The organism is Actinomadura macrotermitis, assembly GCF_009604375.1.
In the GTDB taxonomy this organism is placed as follows: domain Bacteria; phylum Actinomycetota; class Actinomycetes; order Streptosporangiales; family Streptosporangiaceae; genus Spirillospora; species Spirillospora macrotermitis.
This window is the reverse complement of record NZ_WEGH01000002.1, coordinates 282,727-297,224: the sequence shown is the minus strand read 5'-3', so window position 1 is coordinate 297,224 and position 14,498 is coordinate 282,727. Positions and strand designations below refer to the sequence as shown.

Annotated in this window: 16 protein-coding genes and 1 tRNA gene; 6 read left to right on the top strand and 11 right to left on the bottom strand. The window is 72.5% G+C overall.

Features of this window, described 5'->3' with window-relative positions; translation table 11 throughout:
* Positions 1 to 64: 64 nt before the first annotated feature.
* Positions 65 to 505, top strand: coding sequence for a DUF4265 domain-containing protein (locus ACRB68_RS13205; protein ID WP_194293300.1), 441 nt, complete (start codon positions 65 to 67; stop codon positions 503 to 505).
* A gap of 241 nt (positions 506 to 746) precedes the next feature.
* On the opposite strand, the gene ACRB68_RS13200 is transcribed toward ACRB68_RS13205, so the two are convergent.
* Positions 747 to 1,382 carry an alpha-ketoglutarate-dependent dioxygenase AlkB gene (locus ACRB68_RS13200; RefSeq protein WP_153532798.1) on the bottom strand — a complete coding sequence of 212 codons (636 nt, stop codon included), beginning with the start codon at positions 1,380 to 1,382 and terminating at the stop codon, positions 747 to 749.
* Between the two features lie 242 nt (positions 1,383 to 1,624).
* Between ACRB68_RS13200 and ACRB68_RS13195 the strand changes: the two genes are divergently transcribed.
* Entirely contained in the window at positions 1,625 to 2,083 is a 459-nt protein-coding gene (locus tag ACRB68_RS13195; protein WP_194293299.1) for a cupin domain-containing protein, read from the top strand.
* A 411-nt stretch (positions 2,084 to 2,494) separates the two neighbouring features.
* Here the strand turns inward: ACRB68_RS13195 and ACRB68_RS13190 are convergent, their stop codons facing one another.
* The 4 genes from ACRB68_RS13190 to ACRB68_RS13175 all read right to left on the bottom strand — a co-directional run bounded on the left by ACRB68_RS13190 (position 2,495) and on the right by ACRB68_RS13175 (position 5,295).
* Positions 2,495 to 2,839: a BP74-related protein gene (locus ACRB68_RS13190; RefSeq protein ID WP_153532796.1), complete on the bottom strand. Its 345-nt coding sequence runs from the start codon at positions 2,837 to 2,839 to the stop codon at positions 2,495 to 2,497.
* Positions 2,840 to 3,078: 239 nt separating this feature from the next.
* Entirely contained in the window at positions 3,079 to 3,900 is an 822-nt protein-coding gene (locus ACRB68_RS13185; RefSeq protein WP_153532795.1) for an SMP-30/gluconolactonase/LRE family protein, read from the bottom strand.
* Positions 3,901 to 3,950: 50 nt separating this feature from the next.
* A complete protein-coding gene (locus tag ACRB68_RS13180; protein ID WP_153532794.1) occupies positions 3,951 to 4,628 on the bottom strand; it encodes a L,D-transpeptidase family protein in 678 nt (225 codons plus the stop codon).
* Positions 4,629 to 4,713: 85 nt separating this feature from the next.
* Positions 4,714 to 5,295 (bottom strand): DUF4232 domain-containing protein, encoded by a 582-nt coding sequence (locus ACRB68_RS13175; RefSeq protein ID WP_194293298.1) that lies wholly within the window; start codon positions 5,293 to 5,295, stop codon positions 4,714 to 4,716.
* A gap of 74 nt (positions 5,296 to 5,369) precedes the next feature.
* Here ACRB68_RS13175 and ACRB68_RS13170 point away from each other — a divergent pair, with 74 nt between their 5' ends.
* Both ACRB68_RS13170 and ACRB68_RS40150 read left to right on the top strand, forming a co-directional pair.
* Entirely contained in the window at positions 5,370 to 5,717 is a 348-nt protein-coding gene (locus tag ACRB68_RS13170) for an Mth938-like domain-containing protein (protein WP_207709680.1), read from the top strand.
* Between the two features lie 285 nt (positions 5,718 to 6,002).
* Positions 6,003 to 6,380 carry an STAS domain-containing protein gene (locus tag ACRB68_RS40150; protein ID WP_194293297.1) on the top strand — a complete coding sequence of 126 codons (378 nt, stop codon included), beginning with the start codon at positions 6,003 to 6,005 and terminating at the stop codon, positions 6,378 to 6,380.
* 3 nt (positions 6,381 to 6,383) lie between these two features.
* Here the strand turns inward: ACRB68_RS40150 and ACRB68_RS13160 are convergent, their stop codons facing one another.
* Positions 6,384 to 7,982, bottom strand: a complete 1,599-nt coding sequence (locus ACRB68_RS13160) for an ABC-F family ATP-binding cassette domain-containing protein (protein WP_153532790.1) — start codon at positions 7,980 to 7,982, stop codon at positions 6,384 to 6,386.
* Between the two features lie 201 nt (positions 7,983 to 8,183).
* On the opposite strand from ACRB68_RS13160, the gene ACRB68_RS13155 reads away from it, so the two are divergent.
* The gene (locus tag ACRB68_RS13155; protein WP_207709679.1) at positions 8,184 to 8,516 is read left to right on the top strand and encodes a DUF1330 domain-containing protein; all 333 of its coding nucleotides are present in this window, start codon (positions 8,184 to 8,186) and stop codon (positions 8,514 to 8,516) included.
* Positions 8,517 to 8,520: 4 nt separating this feature from the next.
* On the opposite strand, the gene ACRB68_RS13150 is transcribed toward ACRB68_RS13155, so the two are convergent.
* From ACRB68_RS13150 to ACRB68_RS13135, 4 genes are all read right to left on the bottom strand, one after another.
* The gene (locus ACRB68_RS13150; RefSeq protein ID WP_153532789.1) at positions 8,521 to 9,192 is read right to left on the bottom strand and encodes a VC0807 family protein; all 672 of its coding nucleotides are present in this window, start codon (positions 9,190 to 9,192) and stop codon (positions 8,521 to 8,523) included.
* A 10-nt stretch (positions 9,193 to 9,202) separates the two neighbouring features.
* Positions 9,203 to 11,536 carry a PEP/pyruvate-binding domain-containing protein gene (locus ACRB68_RS13145; protein WP_153532788.1) on the bottom strand — a complete coding sequence of 778 codons (2,334 nt, stop codon included), beginning with the start codon at positions 11,534 to 11,536 and terminating at the stop codon, positions 9,203 to 9,205.
* Positions 11,537 to 11,614: 78 nt separating this feature from the next.
* On the bottom strand, positions 11,615 to 12,268 hold the full coding sequence (locus ACRB68_RS13140) for a response regulator transcription factor (RefSeq protein WP_153532787.1): 654 nt from the start codon (positions 12,266 to 12,268) through the stop codon (positions 11,615 to 11,617).
* Positions 12,265 to 13,356 (bottom strand): sensor histidine kinase, encoded by a 1,092-nt coding sequence (locus tag ACRB68_RS13135; RefSeq protein ID WP_153532786.1) that lies wholly within the window; start codon positions 13,354 to 13,356, stop codon positions 12,265 to 12,267. Before ACRB68_RS13135 ends, ACRB68_RS13140 begins: the two co-directional genes overlap by 4 nt.
* Before the next feature lie 234 nt (positions 13,357 to 13,590).
* Here ACRB68_RS13135 and ACRB68_RS13130 point away from each other — a divergent pair, with 234 nt between their 5' ends.
* The gene (locus ACRB68_RS13130) at positions 13,591 to 14,355 is read left to right on the top strand and encodes an AfsR/SARP family transcriptional regulator (protein ID WP_153532785.1); all 765 of its coding nucleotides are present in this window, start codon (positions 13,591 to 13,593) and stop codon (positions 14,353 to 14,355) included.
* Positions 14,356 to 14,416: 61 nt separating this feature from the next.
* Here the strand turns inward: ACRB68_RS13130 and ACRB68_RS13125 are convergent.
* Positions 14,417 to 14,489 (bottom strand) — tRNA-Glu (locus ACRB68_RS13125).
* Positions 14,490 to 14,498 lie beyond the last annotated feature (9 nt).

Sequence of the window (14,498 nt, the reverse complement as noted above, 5' to 3'; positions counted from 1 at the left end):
ACGGGCCGCCAGGTTGCTGCGAGGATGTCGCTCTGTGACTCCTGATAGTCGATGCCGTCAGCATGTGAACGTTCTGGCCGGGATCAGTTCGGCTGGGCAGCCGGTCCATGAACAGGTTCCTGCCGCACAGGTCGTGGGTGGCCGCTATCGCTTGGAGGCGACTCCCGCACTGGTCGATGGCTGCGCCGCTGGAGACCTGGTTGAAATCGATGATGATGGACGCGTCTCGGTCATCGAGCGAGGCGGGAACCTGGCTATCCAGTCCTTCGCCGAGCGGGATGCGTTCGACGTCGACCAGATCGAAGCGTTGCGAAAAGCGTTCGCCGCGGAAGGCGGGCTGGTCGAGGCCCCGTCCCATCGACGGTTCGTGGTCGTCACCGTTCCTGTGCAGGCCGGCTTTCCCCGCGTCGAGGCGATCATGAACGGATGGTCAGAGACCACAGGAAGCGGCTGGTCCTTCGGCAACGTCTTCGATAAGGAAGAGAGACCTCTCAACTGGTGGTAGGCGCCGATGACCGCGTGGAAGCACTGCGCGGTGTGGGTCGGCGTCCGGCAGCGGGCCGACGCGGTCTACTGCTCTTCGAGGTGCCGACTGCGGGCGAGTTTGCCGCAGAAAGCCGCGTTGCCCTCTAGGGCGCATATAGCTGAGGGGTTCAAAGGCTGCTTGGCGGGCTGCTGCGCGAGCCTCGGGACCTTCCTCCTGGCCTCTGGTAAGCGGAAGCTCCGCTTCGTGCGGCGGACGGGCGTCAGCGGACGTTGTGGGGGCGGTACTGGATGCTGATGCGCGGGCCGCAGGGGCGGGTGCTCTTCGGGATCGCGTGTTCCCAGGTGCGTTGGCAGCTGCCGCCCATGACAAGCAGGTCGCCGTGGCCCAGGTCGTGGCGGATGGTGGGGGCGTCTCCGGAGCGGGGGCGGAGCAGCAGGGGGCGTGGGGTGCCCAGGGAGACGATCGCGATCATGGTGTCCTCGGTCGCGCCGCGGCCTACCTGGTCGCCGTGCCACGAGACGCTGTCGCGGTTGTCCCGGTAGAGGCAGAGGCCGGCGGTGACGAAGGGCTCGCCCAGCTCGGGGGCGTAGTGGGCGTTCAGGGCCTCGTTGGCTTCGGTGAGGATCGGGTCGGGGAGCGTCATGCCTTCCCTGTAGAAGCTGAGGAGGCGGGGGACGTCCACGACGCGGTCGTACATCTGGCGGCTCTCGGCCCGCCAGGGGACCGCGTGGAGCAGCCTCTCGAAGAGGGAGTCGGCGCCGGTGATCCAGGACGGGCGGAGGTCGATCCAGGCGCCTTGGCCCAGGTGGGTGCGCTGGACCGTGTCGCCCAGGGGGCCAGGGCCCGGCTCGTCGTCGGGAGAGTCCAGCAGGGAGCCTTGGAAGACGCCTCTCATGCCTCCAGGGTACTCGAAACTCTGTTCGAGTATGGGGGCGTCTCCGGGGTGTCCGTGGTGGCTGGTGGGCGTCGGGACCGGTCGGTGCGGCGTCGGCGGTGTTCGTCTGGCTGCGGGATGGAGGGGGCTGCTCGGCGTGCCTCGTCTCTGGGGGCTTGACTAAGCGGACTTTGGTCCGCTAGCTTGCCGAAATATGCGGACTGTGGTCCGCTTATTCTGGAGTCTCGGAGCAGGGGATGGGCATGCGCACGAAGATGATCCTTGCCACGATGGCCGGCTCGCTGGCCCTCATGGCTACCGGAACGGCCAGTTCGCTCGCCGAGTCGCGTCCCGTGCCGGCTGCGGATCGCGTCGTCTATCACGGCCACAAGGAAAAGGGGTCGCCCTGTGAAGGGCTGGCGGGGTGCACTTTCGTCCAGTTGAAGGGCGATCCGAAGTCCGGGCCCTCGGAGGCGATGTTCACCCTCAAGGCCGGCACTCCCTTCCCGCCGCACTGGCACACCAGCCCGGAGCACGTGGTCGGGGTCTCGGGCGTCATGCTGTGGCACGTGGCGGGGAAGAAGACCTACCGGGTCGGGGCGGGTGACTTCCTGTACTACCCGTCGAAGGCGGTGCACTGGGGCAAGTGCGCTCAGGGTGCCGACTGCGTCTACTACGTGTACGACTCCGAGCCCTACGACTTCCACCCGGCTGAGCGCTGAAATGGCTGAGCGCGGGCTTTGGTGGTGGGGATCTGGCCTGTGCGGGAGACGGTCGATTTCCTCCGGAGCTCAGGAGGCGGGGCGGTCGTACATCTGGCGGTTTGCGGCATGCCGTGGAGCGGCCTCTTGAAGAGAGTGCCGGTGATCGAGAACGGGCGGTCGATTCAGGCTTTGTGGCTTAGGTAGGTGCGCCGCCCGGCAGGTCGAGGCTCGGGCCTTGGCCGTGGAGGGGCTGCGGGCGTGCGGCTCCTCAGGCTGCTTCTTCCAAGCTGACTGCTTGCGGAAGCGTGAACCGGCGCAAGAGGGCGGTTCTTGCGGCTCGTCCGTCGGTCGCGGAAGGGGGCGTCGCAGCCCTGGAGCTTGCGCCTGGCGGTGGTTCGCTCCGGGGCTGCGGCTGTCGGCGGCGGGAGTCTACGGGGTGACCTCGCGGGTGACGCGTGAGTCCCACGGGCACCAGTGGCCGCCGGGCAGGAACGCGCCGCCCGCCTCGTCCAGGTGGTCCTCCACGTACTGCATGTTGGCGTCGCAGACCTCGATCGCCACCTCGAAGAAGTTGATCGTCGCGGGGTCGAGGTGGTAGCTCCAGCGGGGGTTGTACGGCTTGGTGCCGTGCTTGATCCGGCCGATGACGTGAACCGAGTTCTTCTCCTCGCCCTTCACGATCTTGCGCGCCTTCTCGATGAGCTCGTCGTCGTTGAGCTCGAAGACGAACTCCTGGTCGCGGTGCTGCTGGAACGCGAAGTACGCGGTCGCCATGTGCGGTCTCCTCCTGCGTCGGTGGACGGCAACAGGGAGGTTAACCAGGTGTCAGCACGCTGTCGAGAGAAGGGAAATGGCGCTGCGTAGTCATTTCATTGCTGAACGGGTTCGGCTTTGGGTAGGTCGGATATGGGGATGACCTGCGGCTTTGTTCTGTTGGGGCCGGTGGTGGTCAGGATGTTTTTGTTTTCGGGAGTGAATCTTTTCTTCCTGAGTGGTGGGCTCAACCTCACGGGTCAGGGATGGCCGGCGTGGGGTGCCGGGGCTTCGGTGGTGAGGATCTGGCCTGTGCGGGGTGCGGTCAGGATGTTCTCTGCGCCGGTCCAGGCGGCGGTGAGGATGAAGAGCGTCGTGCCGCCCAGCATGCAGGCGAAGCAGCCCTGGTCCGCCTCGACGGTCTGGAGGACCTTGCCTCCTTCGGCCACGCGGACGCAGTGCCGGTTGCCGACGTCGGCGTACCAGACGGCTCCCTCGGCGTCGAGGCAGATGCCGTCTGGGTGGTCGTCGCCCACGTCGGCCCAGGTGCGGCGGTTTGTTAGAGAGCCGTCCTGGGTGATCGTGAAAGCTGTGAGGCGGTTGGCGTAGGACTCGGCGACGATCAGCGTCGCGCCGTCCGGCGTGATGGCCATGCCGTTGCCGAAGGCGATGTCGGCGGCCACCTGGCGCGCGGTGCCGTCCGGGGTGATCAGGGCGATGATGCCCGGGGCCGGCGGCTCGCCCGCCATCATGTCGAAGCCGACCGCGTTGACGTAGGTGTTGCCCCGGGCGTCGATGACGATCTCGTTGAAGCCCTTGGACAGGTGGCTCAGGTCGGCCACGACGTTCTGGGAGGCGTCCAGGAGGGACGCGGTGGGGCCCGAGATCACGCGGAGTTCGCCGCCCGGCAGCCAGGCGAAGGAGTAGGGCAAGGGGCCTGGTGTGCGGGCCATGACCTCGGGTTCGCCGGTGGGGGAGACGGCGATGATCTCGCCGGTGCCCCAGTTGGCGAACCAGAGGCGGTCCTCGTGCCAGCGGGGCGATTCGGGGATGGCCAGGTCGGACAGCAGGACGGACGGCATGGCGGCTCCTCAAGGTCGGTGTGAGGAGTGACCCCGAGGAGCCGCGGAACTCATCGGACGTAGACGCGGGTGCCGATGGGGACGATCTTGAAGACGAGGTCGGCCGTGTGGCGCATCGGCAGCCGCGCGCACCCGTGCGACGCCGGGTACAGCGGGACGCTCGGGGAGCCGTGCAGCGCGTACCCCTTGTAGAAGTACAGCGGCTTGTACAGCGTGCCGAGCGGGGCGTGCCGCACGCCGTTGATCTTGCGGTAGACCTTGAAGTCCCCCGAGGGCGTCCTGGCGATCGAGCAGGAGCCCTTGTAGCAGTAGCGCTTGCCCGAGCCGGTGGAGGTGAGGGTGATCAGCTGGACCTTGTCGTTCCTGTAGACGACGACCAGCTGGTGCTTCTTGGAGACCTCGACCCGGTTCGCGGCGCCGCCCGAGATGATGCGGGCCGGGTTGCGCGGGTGGGCGAGGGCGCTCCAGGTGCCGCCGCCGACGGTGCCGGTCGGCTTGAGGCCGTTGACCTTCTGGAACGCCAGGACGGCGAAGCGCAGGTCCTGCCCGTAGCGGCCGTTGATCGCGCCCGGGTCGTAGTGGCGGGCCTTCAGGGCCTTCTGCAGGTAGGTGACGTGCTTGCCCTTGGCGCCCGGTTTGAGGACGGGGTGCGCCGCGGCCTGGGCCGGGGTGGCGACGAGGGCGGCCGATGCGGCGGTGAGGGCTACCAGGGCGAGCTGCAGGCGCATGCGGACTCTCTGTTCTCGATGGGCTTCGACGGATGCATCTTGTACCGGGACCCGCCTTCGGTGAAGGCGAGTCACCGAAACGTTGTCAGGCGGGCCGGAAGGGGGTGATCTCCATGGCGCCGTTCATGCCGACCGTGCCGAAGCTCCAGCGCAGCCGCAGGGAGGTCGTCTCGTCCGGCGGGATGACGTTCAGCCAGTAGGGGGCGATGGCCTCGGCCGCGCCGTCGACGCGGGGCGGCAGCGACCACCTGATCTGGGCGGACGCGCTGGCGCCGGGCCGGAGGGTGAAGCCGGCGCCGGGACCCTCGATCCGCTTGACGGTGCCGAGCAGGCGGTCGCCGGAGGCGTTGTAGCTGCCGAGGCCGGGCCAGCCCTGCACGCGGCAGGAGGCGCCGGAGACGTTGGTGATGATCAGGTCGGTGTCGGCGAGGCCGGCGGCGCTGTTGTAGGTGCCGAAGCGGCCGCGCAGGCCGGAGGTGTGGCAGCGGGTGACCAGGCCCGCGACGGGGCGGTGGCCGCTGGTGGCGCGCTGGCCGCTTCCGGTCGTGGTGCGGTCGGGCTCGGTGGTCGGGCCCGCGAGCGGGCCGGAGTCGCCGGCGCGGCATCCGGTGATGAGTGAGCCGAGGGCCGCTCCGGCGGCCACGCAGAGGATCACGCGGCGGTTCAAGCCGTCTCCTTCGTAGGGTGGTTCAGGCTGGAAGATCATTCCAGTCGATCTTGGACGCTGGAAGGGGCGGAGCGGTGCCGCGCATCACGCATGTGTCCTGGGGGCGGTTGGACGTCGAGGGCCTCGGGACGGGCCGGGACTTCAAGCTGTGGCCCGGCGGCGGCCGGGAGTGGGACTGGAACGAGACGGGCACCAGGCACGAGCCGGGCATCCAGGTCGCCGACGTCCGGGAGCTGGTGGAGCGCGGGAGCCGGGTCGTGGTGCTCAGCCAGGGCATGGAGCTGCGCCTGCGCACGACGCAGGAGGCGCTGGACTTCCTGCGCGAGGCGGGGGTGGAGGTGCACGTGGCGGAGACGCGGGCGGCCGTCGAGCTCTTCAACGGCCTCGCGGACGCCGGCGGCCTCTTCCATTCCACCTGTTGATGCCGCTTTTGTGGCAGTTTGTAGATAACAGGTAACGGTATGTATCCCGGGAAGGGTGTACAGTCAGGTCTACCAAGGGCGACAGCGGAGCGGCAGCAGCCGGCGCGGCCCAGGTACACAGACTTCACGGTCCCCCGCAGGGGGACCCCGCCAGGTTCTGTGGACATGACCGGCCCCCTGGAGGCGGGCGTCATGGCCCGGACCTGCACCAGCGAGCCGCAGCGCCCTCCGCCGGCTCGGGCACGGCCCCGCCGTGCCGCTCGACCTTTTCTGATCGGAGAATCCATGCACGCCGGCACCATCATCGAGGACCGGGTCACCCTGACCAGCCGGCACCTCCCCGGCCACACCGTCATCGCGCTGAGCGGTGAGCTGGACCTGGCCACCACGGCCGCGCTGCGCGAGCGGATGCTGGTCGCGCTGGACCAGGCCGCCGCCCCGGTGGTCGTCGACCTGTCCGGGGTGTCGTTCTGCGACGCGGCCGGCCTGGCCCTGCTGGTCGGCGCGCGCCGCCGGGCGCGGGCGCACCGGCTCGGGCTGTCGCTGGCCGCGCCGCGGCCGCCGGTCCGCAAGCTGCTGCGCATCACCGGCCTGGACCGCGCCTTCACCGTGCACGACTCGCTCGCCCAGGCGCGCACCGCGCCGAACCTCGCCGCCGTCTGACGGTCAGGACAGCGCCACCAGGTCCAGGTGGCCGCCGCCCCACAGGTCCTCGGTGCCGTCCGGCAGCAGCAGGACGCGGTCCGGCCGCAACGCCTCGACGGCGCCCTCGTCGTGGGTGACCATGACCAGGGCGCCCGGGTAGGCGCCGACCGCCGCGAGGACCTCCGAGCGTGACGCCGGGTCCAGGTTGTTGGTGGGCTCGTCCAGCAGCAGCACGTTGGCGCCCGAGTGGACGAGGCCGGCGAGCGCCAGCCGCGTCTTCTCGCCGCCCGACAGCACCCGCGCGGGTTTGCCGGCGTCGTCGCCGGTGAACAGGAACGAGCCGAGCACGCCGCGCGCCTCGCCGGTGGTGAGGTGCGGGGCCGCCGCCGTCAGGTTCTGCAGGACGGTGCGGGACGGGTCGAGCGTGTCGTGCTCCTGCGCGAAGTAGCCGAGCCGCAGGCCGTGGCCGTGCACGACCCGCCCCGCATCGGGGCGTTCACGGCCCGCCAGCAGGCGGAGCAGGGTCGTCTTCCCGGCGCCGTTCAGGCCGAGGACGACCAGCCGGCCGCCGCGGTCCACCGCCAGGTCGACGCCGTCCAGCACCCGGCGGCCGTTGTAGGACTTGGTCAGGCCGGCCGCGCCGAGCGGCGTGCGGCCGCACGGTTCGGGCTCGGGCAGCCGGATGCGGGCGACCTTCTCGGCGCGCCGCACCGGCTCCAGGTCCGCCAGCATCCGGTCGGCGCGCCGCGCCATGTTCTTGGCCTGGACGGCCGTCGCGACGTTCGCGCGCATCCGGTCGGCCTGGCTGTGCAGCGCGGCCGCCTTGCGCTCCGCGCTCGCGCGTTCGCGCCTGCGGCGCCGCTCGTCGGCGTCGCGCTGCGCCAGGTAGCCGTGCCAGCCGGTGTTGTGGACGTCGAGCGTGGTGCGGTGCGGGTCCAGGTGGAAGACGCGGTTGACGGTGTCGGCGAGCAGGCCGGTGTCGTGGCTGATCAGCACGAGCCCGCCCTGGTGCGCGGCCAGGAAGGCGCGCAGCCAGCCGACCGAGTCGGCGTCCAGGTGGTTGGTGGGCTCGTCGAGCAGCAGCGTCCCGTGCCCGGCGAACAGGATCCGGGCCAGCTCGACCCGGCGCCGCTGCCCGCCGGACAGGGCGCCGACCGGGCGGTCCATGACGTCCGCGGGCAGCCCCACCCCGGCGGCGACGCGGGCGGCCTCGGCCTCGGCCGCGTAGCCGCCGCCCGCCTGGAAGCGGGCCTCGGCGCGGGCGTAGGCGTTCATCGCGCGCTCCAGGGCGGGCCCGTGCGCCTCGGCCATGGCGGCCTCGGCCTCGCGCAGTTTCCGGACGGCGAGGTCCAGGCCGCGCGCGGACAGGATGCGGTCGGTGACGGTCCCCGACGGGTCGGCCGCGCGCGGGTCCTGCGGCAGGTAGCCGACGGGGCCGGTGCGGGTGACGGTCCCGGCGGCGGGACGGGCCCGTCCGGCCAGGACCTCCAGCAGGGTCGTCTTGCCCGCGCCGTTGCGGCCGACCAGGCCGATCCGGTCGCCGGGGGAGACGTGGAAGGAGATGTCGTGCAGGAGGAGGCGGGCTCCGGCGCGCACGTCGGCGCCGTTGACGGTGATCATGGCGGTAACGCTCCGTACTGGCTTGTGGACACACGTGTGGCGTGAAAGCGGGTGTCCTGGCTAGGAGATACGGGGCGAAGCCATGTTCGTCACTGTAGGTGATGGGCCTGGATGGTGCATCCGAATAAACGGCCGGGGTAGGGGCGGGCATTACCTGTCAGGTCATCGCCCCGGCGGCGCGGCGGCGGCGATCATCAAGGCATGGACACGAACCTGAACGCCTACGCCGTCGGACACCTGCACGAGGTCGCCATGGGACCGCAGATCGTCGAGTACCTGGAGCGCATCGACGCGACGCTCGCCCCCTACGGCGGCCGGTTCCTGGTGCACGGCGCCCGGGCCGAGGTGCGGGAGGGGAACTGGGCGGGCGACCTGATCATCATCGGGTTCCCCGACCTGGCGCGGGCCCGCGCCTGGTACGACTCGCCGGAGTACCAGGCGATCATCCCGCTGCGCGCGGACAACTCCCGCGGCGACATCCTCATCGTCGACGGCTGCGGCGCCGACCACGCGGCGACCGACGTGCTGGCCTGATCGTTCAGGTCTGCGAGGCGCCCGCCTCCACCTGCTCCTGGATGCCGTCGACGATCCTGCTGAGGGCGGGCACGTTGAGGCGGAAGTAGCCGAGCACGAAGACGATGAGCACGATGCCGGGCAGCTGGGAGATGACGAACGACCGCTCGATCTGCTCGCGGGTGTAGCTGTAGACGATGACGACCCGCAGCGCCGACTCGGCCAGCAGCACCACGGCGAACATGGCGGTCATCAGCCGCTGCCGGAGCCGGAACTCCGCCGACTCCAGCCACGCGCGGTCGTAGGCGATCTCGCGGGCCCGCACGCCCTTGGTCGCCATCGGGGTGGCCGCCTGGTAGACGACCGGCCGGCCGACGAAGCACGTCACCAGGAAGAACACGCCGGTGAAGGCGGTGTAGAAGGCGGGCTTGGCGGCGGCGACGCGGGCGTCGCCGGTCAGGAACAGCAGCGCCACCGACAGGGCCAGCTCCAGCATGACCAGGACGCCGATGAAGTCCAGCCGCCGGTGCCGGACGGTGTTGACCAGCGCGGCGGCGCCGGTGGAGACGCCGGCGACGGTGAGCGCCCAGAAGTCGTTCGCGCCGAGCCGCTTCAGCGCGAAGTACAGCGCCAGCGGGACGGCGACGTCGAGCAGCAGCGGGACGAGGGGGCGGATCTTCGCCAGGGCCTTGGGCATGGGGGTTCTCCTAGGTGAGCGGGGACGGGGCGCGCCGGACGGTGCCGGTGTCGCCGTCGACCACGAGCAGGTCGCCGTCGCGGAAGAAGGACGTGGCGGTGCCGGTGGCGACGACCGCGGGCACCCCGTACTCGCGGGCGATGACCGCCGGGTGGGACAGCAGGCTGCCGCGGTCGGTGACCAGGGCACCGGCCAGCGGGAACAGCACCGCCCACTGGGCGGTCGTCTCGGGGCAGACCAGGACCTCGCCGGCGCGCAGCCCGCCGAACTGCGCGACGCCGGTGATGACGCGGGCGGTGCCGGTGTAGCGGCCGGCGGACGCGGCGACGCCGTGCAGGGCGTCGCCGTCCCGGCGGGCGGCGCGGGCGCCGGCGCCGAAGATCCCCATCGTCCACTCGGAGATCCTCATGACGGCCTGCGCGGCGGGGGAGAGCGGCGGCATGTCCGGGTAGGGGGCGGGCGGGTCCCCGTACAGCGGCGGGCCCGGGTGGGCCAGCGCCCAGGCGTGCCGGCCGCGCCGCCGCGCGACGGTGTCGAAGGAGGGCGGCGACCCGTCCAGCGCCGCCAGGACCTCCTCGTACTCCAGGAACAGCACGTCGTCGCGGGTGGCGAGCGCGCCGCGCGCGGCGAGCCGGGTCCCGGCCTCCAGCGCCGCGTAGCGCAGCAGCGCCCACAGTGACACCGCGTAGAAGGACTTCTCGTCGCGGACCGGGGCGCTCAGCTCCGCGTCCGCCAGGGCCGACTCGAACCGGTCGCGGCCGGGCCGGCCGGCGAGCGCCGCGCGGGCCGCCGCCACGGCCGCGTCGCGGCGGGCGGCGAGCCGGGCCCGCTCGGCGGCCAGGTCGTAGGGGGCGTCCAGCTGCGCGCGGATCATCCCGCGCAGCACCTCGGGCTGCTCGGCGAGCGTCGGCTCGGTGAGGGTGAAGCCGGTCGTGCGGTGCCCGTAGCCGGCGACGTAGCGGGCGAAGGCCGCCTCGAACTCCGGGGTGCCGGCGAGGCGGGCCAGGTCGCCGAGGCCCGCGGTCGCCGGGACGTGGTCGCCGGTGAGGCCGCCGCGCAGCTCCAGCACCCGTGCGGGCTCCCAGCCGAGCAGCTCCGCGCAGGTGCTGCCGAGCCGCCCGAGCAGGTGGGCGGAGGCGCCGCTCAGCCGGAAGTACCGGTCGTGCAGGACGGCGAACGCCTCGCGCAGCGCGTCCAGGTGCGCGGCGAGCGCCTTGTCGGACAGCCGGGGCAGGTCGGCGGCGCGCAGGTCGGCGATCCGCGCGGCGGTGCCGGCCTTCCACTCGCCGTGCCAGCGTTCGACCAGCCGCCGCGGCTCCCCGTCCGCGACCCGCACCGCGATCTCCTCCAGCCGCGCGGCGAGCTGTCCGGCGGTGTCGGGCCGGTAGTTGACGTAGGGCCAGCCGCCGATGACGACGGGCCGGGGCCGCATCCCGGTGGTGAACGCGAACACGTGCGGGGCGGCCTCGGTGAACACCGGCAGGAACACCGAGCGGACGAACGGCGTCCACGGCCGGTCGAAGCCGGGGGCGCGCATCGAGGTGCCCGGCGGCTCCTGGACCGGGATCGGCACGTGCGGCACCGGCGCGTCCGGCAGGCCGGTGACGGGCCGCGCCTGCAGCAGCCAGAGCCGCCCGCCGTGGAACGCCCACTCGATGTCCTGCGGGGTGCCGAAGTGCGAGGCCACCGACCGGGCCAGCTCGGCGACCCGGCGGATCTGCGCGGGCGCGGCGACCTCCCGCCCGCCCGAGGTCCGGCGCGGCTCGCCGTCGCGCACCGCCCACTCCTCGGCGGTGGCCTGCCCGGCCATGAGCCGCTCGCCGAGCCCGCGCACCGCGCTCACCACGACCTCGCCCGGGTCGTGCGTCACCACGTTGACGCTGAACGCGGCGCCGGCGATCTCGGCGTCCACCATGACCTGCACCAGCACGGCGACGCCGCCGCCGGCCGCGTCGCCCCGGTAGGCGGCGACGCGCTCGCTGGAACCCGACGCCCAGCACGCGCGGACGGCCTCGAACACCTCGGCCACGCCGCGCCGGTTCAGGAACGACTCGTACTGGCCCGCGTACGACATGCCGGGCAGGTCCTCGGCGACACCGGACGAGCGCACCGCCACGGCCCGGCCGCCGAGCGCGGCCAGCACCTCGCCGAGCCGGTCGCGCAGCGCCGCCGCCCGGCTGGGGGACGCGCCGGGGCCGAACGCCGCCTCCAGCGCGTCCGCGGTGACGACCCATGCCTCGGGTATCGCGTGGCCAGCCTTCAGCAGCTCACCGAGCACGGCCGCCTTGCGGCCGGTGCGCGGCGCGTCGTTCAGGCCGATCTCTGACAGGGCCAGGACGTCCATGTCGTCGTCTGCTCCTCGGCGCCGGGGGGCTTTGAACCGAGTTCATCCCAGGGTCTTCGAGCCTCGCTCGAGAACCGCTCAGCCCGGCCTGGGGCGCGTTCCGGCGGGGATCAGCCGCAGCTCCTTGGCCCGGTTGACCGCCTCGATCCGCGACGCGGCGCCGAGCTTGCCGAAGACGTTGTGCAGGTGGCGCTTGACGGTCGCCTCGGTCAGCCCCAGCTTGGAACCGATCTGGATGTTGCTGAGCCCGGCCGCGGTCAGCATCAGGATCTCGGTCTCCCGCTTGGACAGCGGCCCCGGCGGCGCGGCGGCGGACCCGCCGAGCTCCAGCAGGCTGCGCCGGGAGACCGACAGCAGCAGCCGGTCCTCGTGCCCGCGCGGCATCCGCACCGCGGCCAGCAGCTCCTCCCAGCCCGCGCTCTTCAGCAGGTAGCCCGAGACGCCGAGCGCGATCAGCTCGGTGACCAGCCGCGGGTCGTCCTGCATGCTGAGCACCACGATCCGGGTCTGCGGCGAGATGCGGCGGACCGCCGCGACGGTCTCGGTGACCGGCGCCCCGACGATGGACACGTCCAGCAGCAGCACGTCCGGGCGGGCCCGCGCCACCAGCTCCAGCGCGCCCGCGCTGTCCCCGGCCGTGCCGGCGATCTCGATGCCGTCCTGCGCCTCGAACATCCCGCGCAGCCCGTCCAGCAGCAGCGCGTGGTCGTCCACCAGCACCAGGCTGATCATTCGCCCGCCCGCACGGCCAGCGGGACCAGCAGCGTCACCCGGGTGCCGCCGCCCCGGCGGCGCGCGACGGTGAGGCCGCCGTCCAGCAGCGCCGCGCGCTCGCGCATGCCCGCGATCCCGTGGCCCCCCGGCGCCGCCGGCCGCTCCGGGCCGATGCCGCGGCCGTCGTCGTCCACGACGGCGCTGAGCTGGGACGGCGCCACGTCCACCACCACGCTGATCGCCGCGGCGGCGGCGTGCCGGACCGCGTTCAGCACCGCCTCGCGCAGGATGAGGAAGACCTCGGTGCGCGCCTGCGGCGGCAGCAGGCCCTCGTCGCCGTTGACCTCCACGTTCACGGCGGCCCCGCTCCGGGACGCGTCGGCGGCCAGCGCCTTCAGCGCCCGGCCGAGGTCGGCCACCTCCGTGCGCAGGTCCCCGATCATCGTGTGGACCGCCGCGAGCGCGGCGTCCAGCAGGCCGCCGAGGCGGGCGAGCTCGCGCTCGGCCCGCTCCGGGTCGGCCTCGCGCAGCGCCCGGCAGGCCGCGAAGCCGAGCCTGGCCTCGACCACCGCGTGGCCGACCTGGTCGTGCAGGTCCCGGGCGATCCGCGCCCGCTCGGCGCGGTGCGCGTGGTGGATCTCGTTCAGCAGGTGGCCGGCGTACCAGGTGTGCGCCTCGGCGACCCGGCGGATCAGGGCATCGCCGAACTCGGCGAGGAACCGGTTCAGTGAATACCCGCGCAGCCGCTCGTCCGCCTCGGCCCGCGCCAGCGCCCAGCCGGCGACGGTGCGGTGCAGCACCCCGGCGGCGGCCAGCGACTCGGCCTGCGGGATGCGCTGCCGGGCCCGGTCCATGCCGATCTCCCAGCTGAGCTCCATCCCCGGCGGCTCGCCGCGGCGGCCGCTCAGCGCGTCCGCGGTGTCGCCGACGGCCCGTTCCAGCTGGCCCTGCGCCTGCCGCCGCGCCTCGGCCGACGACGCGAAGAAGCCGCCCAGCTCCAGCAGCGCCCGCCCGAACTCCCCGGCCAGCTCCCCGCAGGACTCGCGGAGCAGGGCGGCGAACAGCACGTCACGGGGGTCGGGCCCCGGTCCACTCTCTGCGGCCACCGGCTCCGCCCCCAAAGGTGCCTCCGCTGCGGCCCTGACTGTAGATCGCCCATGGCGGGCTGTCGAGAGTCAGGGCTTTCCGTGGGAAATGATCCTAGCCGCGCCGGCGCCGCGGCGACGGGGATACAACTTCCGATGCACTCGGCATAACCATGGATTGAGCACCATTGAGGAGGCAGCGGCGGCGGCATAGATTTCCCTCAGGTCCTTGAAATGGACAGGAATGGAGGGACGATGCCGGAATTCAAGGTGCTGGGCGGCACCCAGGTCCGGTGCGGCCCCCGGGACCGCACCCCCACCCCCGCCAAGGTGCGCCAGGTGCTCGCGCTGCTGCTGCTGCGCGGCAACCAGGTGGTGCACATCGACGCGCTCATCGACGAACTGTGGGGGGACGCCTCACCCCGCAGCGCGGTCACCACGGCGCAGACCTACATCTACCAGCTCCGCAAGGCCTTCGCCCGGGACGGCGACCTGGGCTCCGGGCACCGGCTGGTGACCCGCCCGCCCGGCTACCTGTTCGTGGTCGAGCCCGGCGAGCTGGACGCCGAGGTGTTCGAGACGTCCGTGCACACCGCCCGCGCGATGCTGGAGCGCGGCCGCCCGGCCGAGGCCGCGCCGCTGCTGCGCCGGGCCCTGGACCTGTGGACCGGCCCCGCCCTCGCCGACGTCGCCAAGGGCCGGCACCTGGACGCCCACGCCGTCCGCCTGGAGGAGCAGCGGACCCGGGCGCTGGAGCTGTCGGTCCAGGCCGGCTTCGCGCTCGGCCGCAGCCGGGAGCTGGTCGGGGAGCTGCGGTCGCTGACCGTCCGCCACCCGCTCAACGAGTGGTTCCACGGCCGGCTGATGGCCGCGCTCGCCGACTGCGGCCGGCGCGGCGAGGCGCTGCAGGTGTACCGCGACCTGCGGGCGCTGCTGGAGAAGGAGCTCGGCCTGGCCCCGTCGGAGGAGGTCGAGCGGGTGCGGCACCGCATCCTCAGCGAGCAGCCCGCCCTGGTCTGACCGGCCGGGAACGAGCCAGGGCGCGCCCCGCGCGAAGCGGGACACGCCCTGGTTTCCGAGGTACCCCCTACCGGATTCGAACCGGCGCTACCGCCTTGAAAGGGCGGCGTCCTAGGCCGCTAGACGAAGGGGGCCCGGGCAGC

Bases quoted from the DNA above. Each gene is read 5' to 3' on its own strand.
- ACRB68_RS13130 (WP_153532785.1), top strand. From the start codon at position 13,591: ATGCCGGAATTCAAGGTGCTGGGCGGCACCCAGGTCCGGTGCGGCCCC.
- ACRB68_RS13190 (WP_153532796.1), bottom strand. From the start codon at position 2,839: ATGGCGACCGCGTACTTCGCGTTCCAGCAGCACCGCGACCAGGAGTTC.
- ACRB68_RS13185 (WP_153532795.1), bottom strand. From the start codon at position 3,900: ATGCCGTCCGTCCTGCTGTCCGACCTGGCCATCCCCGAATCGCCCCGC.
- ACRB68_RS13200 (WP_153532798.1), bottom strand. From the start codon at position 1,382: ATGAGAGGCGTCTTCCAAGGCTCCCTGCTGGACTCTCCCGACGACGAG.
- ACRB68_RS13155 (WP_207709679.1), top strand. From the start codon at position 8,184: ATGGACACGAACCTGAACGCCTACGCCGTCGGACACCTGCACGAGGTC.
- ACRB68_RS13195 (WP_194293299.1), top strand. From the start codon at position 1,625: ATGCGCACGAAGATGATCCTTGCCACGATGGCCGGCTCGCTGGCCCTC.
- ACRB68_RS13140 (WP_153532787.1), bottom strand. From the start codon at position 12,268: ATGATCAGCCTGGTGCTGGTGGACGACCACGCGCTGCTGCTGGACGGG.
- ACRB68_RS13150 (WP_153532789.1), bottom strand. From the start codon at position 9,192: ATGCCCAAGGCCCTGGCGAAGATCCGCCCCCTCGTCCCGCTGCTGCTC.
- ACRB68_RS40150 (WP_194293297.1), top strand. From the start codon at position 6,003: ATGCACGCCGGCACCATCATCGAGGACCGGGTCACCCTGACCAGCCGG.
- ACRB68_RS13160 (WP_153532790.1), bottom strand. From the start codon at position 7,982: ATGATCACCGTCAACGGCGCCGACGTGCGCGCCGGAGCCCGCCTCCTC.
- ACRB68_RS13180 (WP_153532794.1), bottom strand. From the start codon at position 4,628: ATGCGCCTGCAGCTCGCCCTGGTAGCCCTCACCGCCGCATCGGCCGCC.
- ACRB68_RS13145 (WP_153532788.1), bottom strand. From the start codon at position 11,536: ATGGACGTCCTGGCCCTGTCAGAGATCGGCCTGAACGACGCGCCGCGC.